This is a genomic window from Halobacillus sp. (assembly GCF_049282395.1).
In the GTDB taxonomy this organism is placed as follows: Bacteria; Bacillota; Bacilli; order Bacillales; family Halobacillaceae; genus Halobacillus.
In genome coordinates this window covers 1-11,531 of the sequence record NZ_JBAPTY010000010.1, presented here as the reverse complement: position 1 = coordinate 11,531, position 11,531 = coordinate 1, and the positions used below count along the sequence as shown (strand labels likewise).

General features: G+C 43.8%; 11 protein-coding genes and 1 pseudogene. 3 read left to right on the top strand and 9 right to left on the bottom strand.

What is annotated here, in order from left to right; genetic code table 11:
• Together WAM07_RS00480 and WAM07_RS00475 are read left to right on the top strand one after the other, a co-directional pair.
• The coding region (locus tag WAM07_RS00480) for a sulfite exporter TauE/SafE family protein (protein ID WP_422163840.1) at nt 1-768 on the top strand (768 nt) is incomplete at its 5' end.
• A 24-nt stretch (nt 769-792) separates the two neighbouring features.
• The gene (locus WAM07_RS00475) at nt 793-1,917 is read left to right on the top strand and encodes an MBL fold metallo-hydrolase (protein WP_422163838.1); all 1,125 of its coding nucleotides are present in this window, start codon (nt 793-795) and stop codon (nt 1,915-1,917) included.
• Between the two features lie 121 nt (nt 1,918-2,038).
• Here the strand turns inward: WAM07_RS00475 and WAM07_RS00470 are convergent, their stop codons facing one another.
• Nucleotides 2,039-2,485, bottom strand: coding sequence for an OsmC family protein (locus WAM07_RS00470; protein WP_422163836.1), 447 nt, complete (start codon nt 2,483-2,485; stop codon nt 2,039-2,041).
• A complete protein-coding gene (locus tag WAM07_RS00465) occupies nt 2,482-3,048 on the bottom strand; it encodes a TetR/AcrR family transcriptional regulator (RefSeq protein ID WP_422163834.1) in 567 nt (188 codons plus the stop codon). Before WAM07_RS00465 ends, WAM07_RS00470 begins: the two co-directional genes overlap by 4 nt.
• A gap of 409 nt (nt 3,049-3,457) precedes the next feature.
• Between WAM07_RS00465 and WAM07_RS00460 the strand changes: the two are divergent.
• Nucleotides 3,458-3,535 (top strand): annotated as a pseudogene (locus tag WAM07_RS00460) (YjcZ family sporulation protein); the annotation flags it as partial.
• 94 nt (nt 3,536-3,629) lie between these two features.
• Here the strand turns inward: WAM07_RS00460 and WAM07_RS00455 are convergent.
• From WAM07_RS00455 to WAM07_RS00425, 7 genes are all read right to left on the bottom strand, one after another.
• The gene (locus tag WAM07_RS00455) at nt 3,630-4,607 is read right to left on the bottom strand and encodes a phosphotriesterase family protein (protein WP_422163832.1); all 978 of its coding nucleotides are present in this window, start codon (nt 4,605-4,607) and stop codon (nt 3,630-3,632) included.
• Nucleotides 4,608-4,917: 310 nt separating this feature from the next.
• Complete coding sequence (locus WAM07_RS00450; protein WP_422163831.1) at nt 4,918-6,270, bottom strand: GntP family permease; 1,353 nt, start codon at nt 6,268-6,270, stop codon at nt 4,918-4,920.
• A 29-nt stretch (nt 6,271-6,299) separates the two neighbouring features.
• Nucleotides 6,300-7,847 carry a gluconokinase gene (gntK, locus tag WAM07_RS00445; RefSeq protein ID WP_422163829.1) on the bottom strand — a complete coding sequence of 516 codons (1,548 nt, stop codon included), beginning with the start codon at nt 7,845-7,847 and terminating at the stop codon, nt 6,300-6,302.
• Between the two features lie 297 nt (nt 7,848-8,144).
• Complete coding sequence (gene dgoD, locus WAM07_RS00440) at nt 8,145-9,293, bottom strand: galactonate dehydratase (protein ID WP_089751425.1); 1,149 nt, start codon at nt 9,291-9,293, stop codon at nt 8,145-8,147.
• Complete coding sequence (locus tag WAM07_RS00435) at nt 9,283-10,296, bottom strand: 2-dehydro-3-deoxygalactonokinase (protein WP_422163827.1); 1,014 nt, start codon at nt 10,294-10,296, stop codon at nt 9,283-9,285. The genes dgoD and WAM07_RS00435 overlap by 11 nt, the downstream gene beginning before the upstream one ends.
• 11 nt (nt 10,297-10,307) lie before the next feature.
• Nucleotides 10,308-10,943: a bifunctional 4-hydroxy-2-oxoglutarate aldolase/2-dehydro-3-deoxy-phosphogluconate aldolase gene (locus WAM07_RS00430; RefSeq protein ID WP_422163825.1), complete on the bottom strand. Its 636-nt coding sequence runs from the start codon at nt 10,941-10,943 to the stop codon at nt 10,308-10,310.
• A 123-nt stretch (nt 10,944-11,066) separates the two neighbouring features.
• Nucleotides 11,067-11,531 (bottom strand): IclR family transcriptional regulator (locus tag WAM07_RS00425; RefSeq protein WP_422163823.1); only part of this gene is annotated, 465 nt, incomplete at its 5' end.

The following is an 11,531-nucleotide window of genomic DNA, read 5'->3' as shown; positions in this document are numbered from 1 at the left end:
GCTTTTTTAATCACAGTATTTATTATTGGTCTGGCAGGTTCCTTCCTATCTGGACTTGTCGGGATAGGAGGCGCCATAGTCAATTATCCGATGCTTCTCTATATCCCTCCTCTACTCGGGTTTAGCGGATTCAGTGCCCATGCAGCGGCAGGCGTCGTAGCTGTGCAAGTATTAGCCGCTTCTTTTGGAGGAGTACTCGGGTATCGGAAAGGAAACCAACTCTATAAACCACTGATTTTATATATGGGAATTGCTGTTTTAATAGGCAGCCTCATCGGCGGTTTTGGAGCAAAGTATCTATCCGAACACATCATAAACTTAATCTATGCTATATTAGCTTTGATAGCGGTCGTTATGATGTTCATCCCTGCCAAATCCAGCAATGAGCAGTCGGAAAATATATCCTTCAATAAATGGATTGCCTCTGGTTCTGCCTTTATTGTCGGAATAGGTGCCGGTATTGTGGGAGCAGGAGGAGCATTCTTACTTGTCCCTATCATGCTCGTTATGCTTCGAATACCGACGAGAATCACGATTGCTTCTTCCTTGGCAATAACGTTCATTTCCTCAATAGGATCGGTAACAGGTAAGCTTTTTTCTGGAGACGTTCCACTCTTGCCTGCAGCCGTCATTGCCATTGCAAGCATCCTCACTTCCCAGCTTGGAGCTAAAGCAGGACAAAACACGAACACAAAAGTACTGCAATGGATTTTAGCATTATTAATTGCAGGAACAGCTATTAAAGTATGGTCAGATATTTTATTCTAACGATTTTAAATTGGAGGGGTAATTATGGCATTACAACCATTAACAGCTAAACAGCTGGCACAAAAAATTCTCTCAAACAAAGAAGTATTCATTCTTGATATTAGGAAAGAAGAAGATTTCAATGATTGGGCCATTGAAGGCGAGAATGTCCGCAGTCTTAACGTCCCTTATAAAAAGTTGGAGAACGATCCATCTTCTGTAAAAGAACAACTTCCTGAAGATCAGACGATCTATGTAGTTTGCGCAAAAGGGATTTCCTCCCAAAAAGGTGTGGAAATGCTGGAAGAGGCTGGAGTCACGGCCGTCACCTACGTGGAAGGTGGTATGACAGCCTGGAGCGAACATTTAGAACCTATGAAAATTGGGGATCTTTCTGGAGGAGGAGAACTTTATCAATTCCTTCGCCTTGGTAAAGGATGCCTATCCTACATGATTATTTCCAATGGTGAAGCTGCCGTAGTAGATGCGGTTCGTATGACAGACACTTATAAGAATTTTGCGGATGAAAAAGGAGTATCCATCCAATATGTTCTGGATACTCATCTCCATGCCGACCACATCTCAGGTGGAAAATCATTATCTGATCAAACAGAAGCCGATTATTACTTCCCGCCTAAAGATGACGAAGGCTTAACGTTCAATTATAACAAACTCGAAGACGGGAGCGAGATTACCGTGGGCGGTACCGCTAAAATCTCTGCCTTTTATTCACCAGGTCACACGATAGGAAGTACAAGCTTTATTGTAGATAATCAGTACTTGCTCACAGGTGATATTCTGTTCTTAGACTCTATCGGCCGTCCGGATCTGGCTGGAAAAGCCGATGACTGGGTGGATGACCTGCGTAAAACACTATATGAGCGTTATCAGCTTCTTTCTCAGGACTTAACGGTACTGCCGGCTCACTTCGGTGCTATGAAGGAAATAAATCAAAACGGCACTGTTCAGGCGAAGCTTGCCGAGCTATATGAGCAAAATGACCGTTTAAATGTAGAAGACGATGAGGAGTTCAGACACCTCGTCACGGATGGACTGCCTCCACAGCCCAATAGTCACGAAGAAATCCGTCAAATTAATATGGGTCAAAAAGATCCAGATCAGGACAAAAAACGCGAAATGGAAGTTGGCCCAAACCGCTGTGCTGTATAAGCGGAGCCATTGACTACCAAAGCGCTGCGACTTGAAAAAGACAGTGACTCTGCCAATTCAAAAAACTAAAAAAGCTGGAGCAGAAAAGTATACCTTTCTGCTCCAGCTTTTTTACCTGCAATTATGCTTTAACCCAATTCGGGGTAAGTTCAACATCTGCTGCTTCAAGTGTCGTATAAACAGGGCAGCGGGAGTCTACCGTTTCTTGTAATTCTTTCACGCGCTCTTCTGATTCACTGGTGTGCACTGTAGCATTAACCGTAACTTTCTGGAAATATGGGCGTACACCTTTTTCTCCCATCATTCCTCTGGAATCCAATTCTCCATTGATCTCAAAATCAATGCCCTGAAGATCAAATTCCATTTCTTTAGCCACAAAGTTGGCTACGGCATTCTCACAGCCAGCCAGTGAAGCAAGCAATGTCTCAAGAGGATTGGCACCTTCGTCGCTTCCACCCATTTTTGCTGGCTCATCAATTACGATCTGGTGATCGCGAGCTGTACTTTTCGTGTTCATGCCTTTTGCCACTGCTGAAATTTTTTCGTTCATTTTAGCCAATTGAATCATTCTCCTTTATCTAGATAGTTTAATCGAATCATAGCAATAATATCTTTTAAGATGGAAATGTCCTGATAATTTTTCATTAACAGAATCCCACCTTCAATTTGAGCAACCACAACACGAGCATGCTGTAAAGCCTGCTCTTCCCCGCGTAAGTCTTTCATTACGTCAGCAAGATGATAAATCCATTGATCGATCAGATTATTGATCTTAAGACGGAATTCTTCATCATGTTCACTCATTTCAATAGCCAGGTTTCCAAAGGGGCAGCCACTGAGTGCTTGAGTGTTCACATGATAATTCACGGCCCATTCCAACATGTTTTCCATCTTTTTTTCTGCAGAAAAAGAAGAGTGAAAAACACCCTGTATCAATTCCCGATCCCACATTTCAGCATAATAATCCACAATTGTTAAACCTAACTCTCTTTTTGAAGAGAAATAGTGATAGAACTGACCTTTTCCTATATCGGAAGCCTGCATAATATCACTCAATTTTGTGGCCTCATAACCTTTTGTGTGGATTAACTCAGCTGCAGCGCTAATGATTTCTCTTTTCTTTTCACTCACAATATCACCCAATCCGTATTTTTATACCTACTGGCCGGTACATAAACACGACCGCCTATCCTCCTTTTCAAGGAAGGAAGATAGGAGCAGCCATTTTGCTAGGTGAATTGCCCTGACGTTCGATCACTTATCTGTATTCCCCAATACGATAAAAGCTCAAAACCAACCGGTTGGTACAAAGTAACTATAACATTCACTTATTTTGAATTCAAAGAAAGTAGACGGTTATGTAATTCAGCTTACAATTTCTCCATCTCAATGAGACACACAGCCACTATTCATTCTTGCCCATACGATATAAGTAAAGAGGCAGCCAGAGAGCCTCAACTATTAAACAGGAGTGATTTTTATGGGATTCGGATATGGCGGTTTCGGTGGCTGCGGAGGATATCGTGGCTATGGAGGATACGGTTACGGAGGCGGTTTTGCTTTAATAGGCGTATTGTTTATTCTCCTTATCATCGTAGGAGCAGCATTCATATATTAATAGAAAGCACATTCGATGCCCATCCATCGGATGTGCTTTTTGTATGATTCACAGTAGAATGCCCGTAGGAGTTCCCCGGATTAATATTGACCGCTTATGAAAATAAACGAGAGCTATTCGAAATAAAGATTTGCGCCAGCTGTTCTTCTGTTATCGCATTCTTTTCTTTAAGCTCTGGCACTACTCGTTTAAATAAGTGATCCGGCTGCCAGTTTTGAAGTAAATTCATAAGCTGATCGGGTAAAACGGGAGGACGCCCCCACCATACATTGACCGTATCATGGGAAAGAAACAATTGTTTTTCAAAACCTAAAGCAAGCAAACCTGCGAGTACAGCCTTCCTCTCTTCGTCCATAGGTGCTCCTACAATTCCCTGTAATCCCCATCGGTCCATCGCCATATAAACTCCCTGATTCAGTACCTGTAAGTGCTGATTTATATCGGTTGCTCCACACATATGGCCAATAACAACTTTTGAAGGATCTGCCCCCTCTTCAATTAGAAACGCCGCCTGCTCAGGCCCCATTGTTCCCTCCTGGGTATGTGTTAAAAGCACAATACCTGTCTCTTTCTGTGCCCTTACCGCTGCTCGAAAAAACATACGTTCATAAGATGTAATTTCGTTTTTGCTGGAGGCAAGTTTAATAATCCCTGGTTTAATACCTGTCCCTTCAATTCCATGTGTAATCTCTTCCATGAACATTTCATAAATTTCTTCTTCTGCCGTTCCCAGCTGCTGGCGGAACTTAAAATATGGAGTTGCTCCTTCACCTTCATAATAAAAGCCGGTTGCGCAAATAATGTTCAGCCCAGTAGCTTCCGAAACAGCTTGGAGCAGCCGAACGTCACGCCCACACTCATTGGGCGTCGGATCCACCACTGTTTCAACCCCTTGCTGTTGGACCATTTCCGCAATTTCTATGCCCTGACGCTTTTTCTCTTCAAAGTCAAATCCTCCAAGTGTCATATCACCTTGAAATCCTGGATAACCAAAATAGAAATGCTCATGAATCAATGTTTTCCCTAACTTCTCTGTCTCCAACGGACCAAGTACAGTTTCTACCATTCCCATGTAAACATTCACCTCCGGAATTTATTTACATACTAACTGGATAGTATGTTATTTGCTAATAGAAAAGCCATCCTCGTCATTAGAAGAACAGCCTCAATATTTTTACTATATATCTAGTTTTCTGAAAATTCAACAGATTATTAACGAAATTTGTTTATAAGGAGCCGACCTATTAAAACAGACGCTGTTAGAGGGTATTTCGATCTTCATCACAGAAGTCTACGCCTATCGGAAGCCTAACTGTATGAAGATATAAAAAAACGAGATCACAAAAAAGAGACTCCCTATAAAGGAAGTCTCTTCATTGTTTTTATACAAAGATGCTCAAGATCAATGCAACACCAAATCCTACTAGACCGATAATAGTTTCCATAACCGTCCAGGATTGAAGCGTTTCTTTTTCCGTCAACCCGAAGTAACGGTTAACCAGCCAGAAACCAGAGTCGTTAACGTGAGATACAACCGTTGCACCAGATGCAATAGCAATAACCAGTAGCCCGAGCATAGGTTCACTCACATCAAAGCTATCAAGTAGTGGAGAAACTAGTCCAGCCGCTGTGATCATAGAAACGGTAGCAGAACCTTGCGCGACACGTACCACTGTAGCTGTAAGGAAGGCAAATACAAGGATTGGCATCTGCGTCTGTTCCATGGCATTGGCAAGAATATCTCCAATTCCAGATTGAATCAGCATTTCACCAAATACGCCACCGGCACCAGTTACTAAGATAATAATACCAGCCGGTTCAAGGGCTTTCGTCGTAATTTCCTGTACTTGTTCCTTAGAATAACCGCGTTTAATTCCGAAAATGTAGAACGTAAGCAATGCCGCTATCGTTAATGCGACAAATGGGTGACCCACGAACGTAAGAATGCTCTGTGCGGTGCTGTCATCGGGCAGCACAAGACCTGACAACGTATTGATTAGAATCAACACAAGGGGAAGGGTAATGATCGCTACAACACTTCCGAAGCTAGGAAGGTTCTTTTGATCGTAATCCACATTCTTCACTTGTTCGAGCATATATTCTGGAACTCCAACGTGAATTTTATTGGAAATATACTTACCAAAGACTGGTCCCGCAAGAATCATAGCCGGAATACCAGCTAGGAAACCGAATAGGATGACCCAGCCCAGGTCTGCGCCAAGCAAGGAAGCTACGGCGATCGGACCAGGAGTCGGCGGGATGAAACTATGCGTAACCGCAAGACCCGCAAGTAATGGAATACCAAAGTATAATAAAGATTTTTTCGTACGCTGTGTCAAACTGTAAAGCATTGGAACTAAGATAACGAGCGCAACATCAAGGAAAACCGGGATCGATACAATAAAACCAGTTAGGCCGAGTGCCCAGCTAATATTCTTTTCTCCAAATTTATCAATTAGTGTAAGAGCGAGTCGTTCCGCTCCTCCTGAAACACGAAGGATTTCACCAAACATGGCACCAAGACCGATAATTACGGCTACGTAACCAAGGGTACCTCCCATTCCGTCCTCAATTGTTGTTATGATATCTCCTGGATTCATTCCTACGGCCAAACCAACTAAAATACTGACGGTAAGTAACGCTACAAAGGCTTGAAGCTTGGTTTTCATAACTAAAAATAATAAGGCCACAACCGCTAATACGGCTACAATCACTAACCCCGCTGTCGATTCCATTTTAATCTTCTCCTCTCTTTAATTACTAATTATTGATTATGTTCCATAAGCTCACGCTGAACGTCTGAAATAGCACTGAATTCATCCGGAAGTTTCCGGGCTAATCTTAAATAAATCGGCTTCAATAGGCGATACGTGTGCACATTCTCTGCAATCGGTGTGTGTTTCACTGTCGTTTGAAGAATGTTCTGGATACTTGAGAGATCGTCAATCCAGTTTAAAGACTTCATAGCAAGCCAGGCAGCACCTAAGCATGAGCCCTGGTGGCTTTCTGGAATGATCATGTCCGTCTCAAACATGTCTGTCATAATCTGGCGCCACAGCTCAGAGCGTGCGAATCCTCCGCCTGCGCGGTATTCTACCGGCTCCACACCCGCTTCTGTCAGTGCAAGCGCAACCGAATACATTTGGAACATGACGCCTTCAAGAACACTGCGAATCATATGATCTCTTCCATGATCAAGTGTCAATCCGAAGAAAACACCTTTTGTGTCTGCGTCCCAGAATGGAGCGCGCTCTCCCGTTAAGTAAGGTAAGAACAACAATCCGCCTGACCCGGCACTTACACTGGAGGCACGTCTGGTTAATTCGTCGTAAGCACTCTCCCCATTGGCAGCTGCTTTCTCTTGTAAGTCCGGAAACAATTGATCACGCACCCAGCGGAATGAAATCCCACCGTTATTAATCGGTCCGCCAATTACCCACTGATCTTCTGTAAGCGCGTAGCAGAACGTTCTGCCTTTGGGATCAACCGCCGGCTCAGACACCACTGTTCGAATCGCTCCACTTGTTCCTACCGTACAGGCAATTGAGCCAGGCGTAATCGCCCCAACACCTATGTTCGCAAGTACTCCATCACTGGCACCGATTACAAAAGGTGTTTCAGAGTCAAGGCCCAGTGCCTCAGCATGTTCACTGGAAAGTCCGCGAATGATTTCTGTCGTAGGCACAGGTTCAGACAGCTGTTCCGCTGATACTCCTGCTATTTCCAGAGCTTCTTGATCCCAGGTCAGTTCCTTTAAGTTAAAGAGACCTGTTGAAGATGCAATGGAATGATCGACGACGAAACGGTTAAATAACTTGTAGAAAACGTATTCCTTAAGGGAAATCCATTTAGACGTCTTAGCAAACAGTTCAGGTTCATGACGTTTCATCCAAATCAATTTTGTAAGTGGAGACATCGGGTGCACCGGCGTTCCAGTGCGCAAGTAAATTTCATGTCCTCTTCCCGCTTTCAGCTCTTCCGCTTCTTTAACTGAACGCTGATCAGCCCATGTAAGAGCGTTGGTCAGCAAACGTCCATCTTCGTCTACAGCCAAAAGACTGTGCATAGCTGCGCTGAAACTGACAGCAGCGACCTCTCTGCCTTTTTGTTTAACCGTGCGTGAAACCTCTGTCAGTGTATAAATAACAGCCTCATAGATTTCATCGGGATTCTGTTCTTTACGATCCGCTTCAGGAGATAAGAGCGGATACTCTTTTTCTACCTCCGCATATATACGACCTTCCTGATCGTAAGCTAATGTTTTCGTACTGGTTGTACCAATATCGATGGCGACAATAAGTTCTCTTTTCATATCATTTTCCTCCACGACATGTGCTAGATTAATAAGTTAAACGGTAACCGCTTTCAATTCGCAGAAAAAAATATCTTTTAAAAGCTGGATTTGCTAACGAAATTTTTTTCTTTCACTAATGATTATACATAAAATTTTTTTCAATTCAACCCTATTTATGAAACTAATTTTCACAAGAATCGTGCTCGCATCCCTTGCCCACTCCCATAATAAGGATTTCCATCCAGCTCAAGGTGGAATAAAATTTTTTTCATTGAAAAAGGAAAGCCCCCGTTTAATAGGGCTTTCCTTTTTCCCTTACCATTCAGCTATACTGTTATCATCGTGACGCCATATCGGATTATGCCAGTTATGCCCTTCTTTTGCTCGTTCTCTGACATACTCTTCGTCAATTTCAATGCCGAGTCCAGGCCCCTGTGGAATCTTCACAAAACCATTCTCATAATCAAACACACTACGGTCTTTTATATAATCCAGCAGATCATTGTCTTTATTATAATGAATCCCCAGGCTCTGCTCTTGAATGGTTGCGTTATGAGATGTAGCGTCCACGTGCAGGCAGGAAGCAAGAGCGATAGGTCCAAGTGGACAATGCGGAGCCAGGGCTACATCGTACGCCTCCGCCATTGAAGCGATCTTCTTGGTTTCCGTAATTCCTCCAGCGTGGGAGATGTCCGGCTGGATGACATCAACATAACCATCGGATAATAGATTCTTAAAGTCCCAGCGAGAGAACATTCGTTCACCAGTAGCAATAGGAATATGGGTATGCTGGGCAATTTCTCTCAGTCCTTCATTGTTCTCAGCAAGTACAGGTTCTTCAAGGAACATCGGGCGATAAGGTTCCAGTTCTTTGGCCAGTACTTTAGCCATAGGTTTGTGAACACGCCCGTGGAAATCGATTCCTATCCCTACTCCTTTTCCAACCGCTTCACGTACGGATGCTACACGTTCCACTGTCTGATCAATTTTTTCATATGAATCAAGATACTGCACTTCTTCCGTTCCATTCATTTTGATGGCCTGAAAACCTGTGTCTACTGCCTCCTTGGCTGCCTGTCCCACGTCAGATGGCCGGTCGCCGCCAATCCAGGAGTAAATTTTAATAGAATCACGACACGCTCCGCCGAGCAGTTGATAGATGGGAGCATTGTAATACTTCCCTTTAATATCCCATAAGGCCTGGTCAATTCCCGAAAGAGCACTCATCAGAATCGGGCCACCCCGGTAAAAGCCAGAACGGTATAGCATATTCCAGTGATCCTCAATGCGGAAAGGATCCTTACCGATCAAATTCTCCATCAGTTCTTCAACGGCTGCCTTTACCGTGTGAGCTCTTCCTTCAATTACAGGTTCTCCCCACCCGGCAATGCCTTCATCCGTTTCAATCTTTAAGAATAACCACCTAGGCGGTACTTGAAATAGTTCATAACTTCTAATTTTCATTCTGTTCCTCCTCATAAGCTTTTATGACTTCCAGCGCTCCATGAAACGCGGCCATATCACTGCTTTTTTCATCAAGTTCACGAATTTCACAATCCTGTTCAAGTTTTTGCAGTAGATAAACAAACAATTCTCTGAGCGGACTGGAACCTCCAACCATAACCCAATCAAGTCTATCCAGCTTTGAGAGTGCAAGTTTAAGAGCTTTCCAATCTTCATGAAAAAGGACGCCAGCCATATAGTTGGCTCGTTCATTAGCATTAACTTTACCTTGCAGATCCAGGAGACGAACGTGGAACAAAGCCCGTGTGACTCCGACTTTCTCACACGATGTAAACCCTTCATCAAAGTAACGAGAGATGAAAGACTCAATTAGCTCCTCCTTGAGCGAGCCGGACAGTATCGTTTCTGATTGAACCGCTTTCAAAAGTTCGCCAGCAAGTGTAGTGTAACTTTTCTTCAGGGTACCATTCTCTTCGACAAATACGAATTTCGTATGGGAGCCTGGCAAAACCATTAGTCCTTCACCATGCGGCCGCTGCTGATTCCAAAGCCCAATCGATTCCACTTCTTCCCCGCGCATCACATCATACTCATCTATCGAACTACTTTCTGCCGTTCCTTCGAGACTGATACTCTTCATACCCGGAATAAACAAACAGGGAATTTGAAAAAATTCTTCGAGCCTGACCATTTTTGCTTGAGCAGCTAAATCTTTCACCCCTGCAGGGCCAGTCACATGTGGAACTTCGAAAAGACCGATATTTGATGTGATCATGCCAGAAGCCGCCATATAATCCACATCTGATAGTTCTAGTCCATTACGCTCCACCAGTGACCGAATCCCTTCTTGCAAATACGATTTTAGACGATCTGTATTTCCATCCATTGCCGTATTTCGGATACCGGCTTCTATTTTTAAAACATCGGTCATCTGACCTTCTTCCCCTGCTGCCAGACGCAGACGGGAATTGGTCGTTCCGCAATCGATGATTATTTTCGCCATAACGCCCCTCCTCAATCTTTAAAGACTTGATCTCGAATGGCCACAAGCTCTCTCGCTGCTGCTTCAATTTTATAAAACTCTTCTTGTTCTACCCATGTTGGATGAACCAATGCACTCCCAAGCCCAACGGAGTGCCAGCCCGTTTTCAAATACTCTTCTAAATTCGATGATGAAATCCCTCCGACCGCCATTCCATTAATGAAGGGCATGGGGCCTTTTAAATCCTTTATATAACGAGCATTCACCTGAGTTGCAGGAAAAACCTTTACCAGGGATGCCCCGTACTCGTAGGCCGTTAAAACTTCGGTTGGTGTAAAAACGCCCGGAATCACTGGGATGCCGTAACGGTTTCCAGTTTGAATGGTTTCCTCCTTCAACGTCGGCGCCAGCATGAAATCGGCCCCTGAGTGAATAGCTTCGCGGGCCGAGCTGCCATCAAGTACGGTCCCTGCTCCAACGATCATATCAGGATATTGCTTCTTCACTTGTTGAATGGTCTCCAGTGCACGTGGTGTATTCATCGTTATTTCAAGAATACGAATCCCGCCGTCATATAGACTTTTCACTATGGACTCAAGAGATTTGGTATCTTGCAGCCTTAGAATGGCAACCAGTTTTTCCTTTTCGATCTTTTCTAGTACTGTCATTAAAGTCTCCCCTCCGGAAGTTCCTCATTACGGAACACCGTTCCATTTTATAATTATAAAAAAAGATCAACTACTAGAAAACTAAAGTATTCCAACTGTCTTTGTCAACTATCTATCTCTTTTTCAATATCCAAGCCTACGTGAAATCTCAAGTGCGGTGTGCAAGAGACTGCCCGTACAAGATTCAACTTTTTCTTCTGTCATCCTTGAAGTGGAACCAGCCACGCTAATAGCCGCTATCGCTTCGCCGCGATGATTCCAAATCGGTGCTGCTGTACAACGGATCCCCTCTTCATGCTCTTCATTATCTATCGAATAACCCCGTTCGCGTATGTGCTCCAGGTGCTTTTTCAGCTCATCCTTATCCGTAATGGTATGGGGCGTAAACTTCTTTAGTGTGATGGTACTCATTAGATGATCCTCTGCTTCATTGGAAGCAAAAGCGAGCAAGGCTTTTCCAATGCCCGTGCAATATAACGGGGCCCGCTTTCCAACAGAAGAGTACATACGAATCGGAGCATACCGCTCTACTTTATCCACATAGATGACTTCTGCATCTTCTCTTATTCCTAAATGGATAGTCTCACC

What these genes read in the sequence shown, in the direction of transcription:
- WAM07_RS00475 (WP_422163838.1), top strand. Translation starts at nt 793, where the DNA reads ATGGCATTACAACCATTAACAGCTAAACAGCTGGCACAAAAAATTCTC.
- WAM07_RS00470 (WP_422163836.1), bottom strand. Translation starts at nt 2,485, where the DNA reads ATGATTCAATTGGCTAAAATGAACGAAAAAATTTCAGCAGTGGCAAAA.
- WAM07_RS00455 (WP_422163832.1), bottom strand. Translation starts at nt 4,607, where the DNA reads ATGGGAATGGTAGAAACTGTACTTGGTCCGTTGGAGACAGAGAAGTTA.
- WAM07_RS00450 (WP_422163831.1), bottom strand. Translation starts at nt 6,270, where the DNA reads ATGGAATCGACAGCGGGGTTAGTGATTGTAGCCGTATTAGCGGTTGTG.
- gntK (WP_422163829.1), bottom strand. Translation starts at nt 7,847, where the DNA reads ATGAAAAGAGAACTTATTGTCGCCATCGATATTGGTACAACCAGTACG.
- dgoD (WP_089751425.1), bottom strand. Translation starts at nt 9,293, where the DNA reads ATGAAAATTAGAAGTTATGAACTATTTCAAGTACCGCCTAGGTGGTTA.
- WAM07_RS00435 (WP_422163827.1), bottom strand. Translation starts at nt 10,296, where the DNA reads ATGGCGAAAATAATCATCGATTGCGGAACGACCAATTCCCGTCTGCGT.
- WAM07_RS00430 (WP_422163825.1), bottom strand. Translation starts at nt 10,943, where the DNA reads ATGACAGTACTAGAAAAGATCGAAAAGGAAAAACTGGTTGCCATTCTA.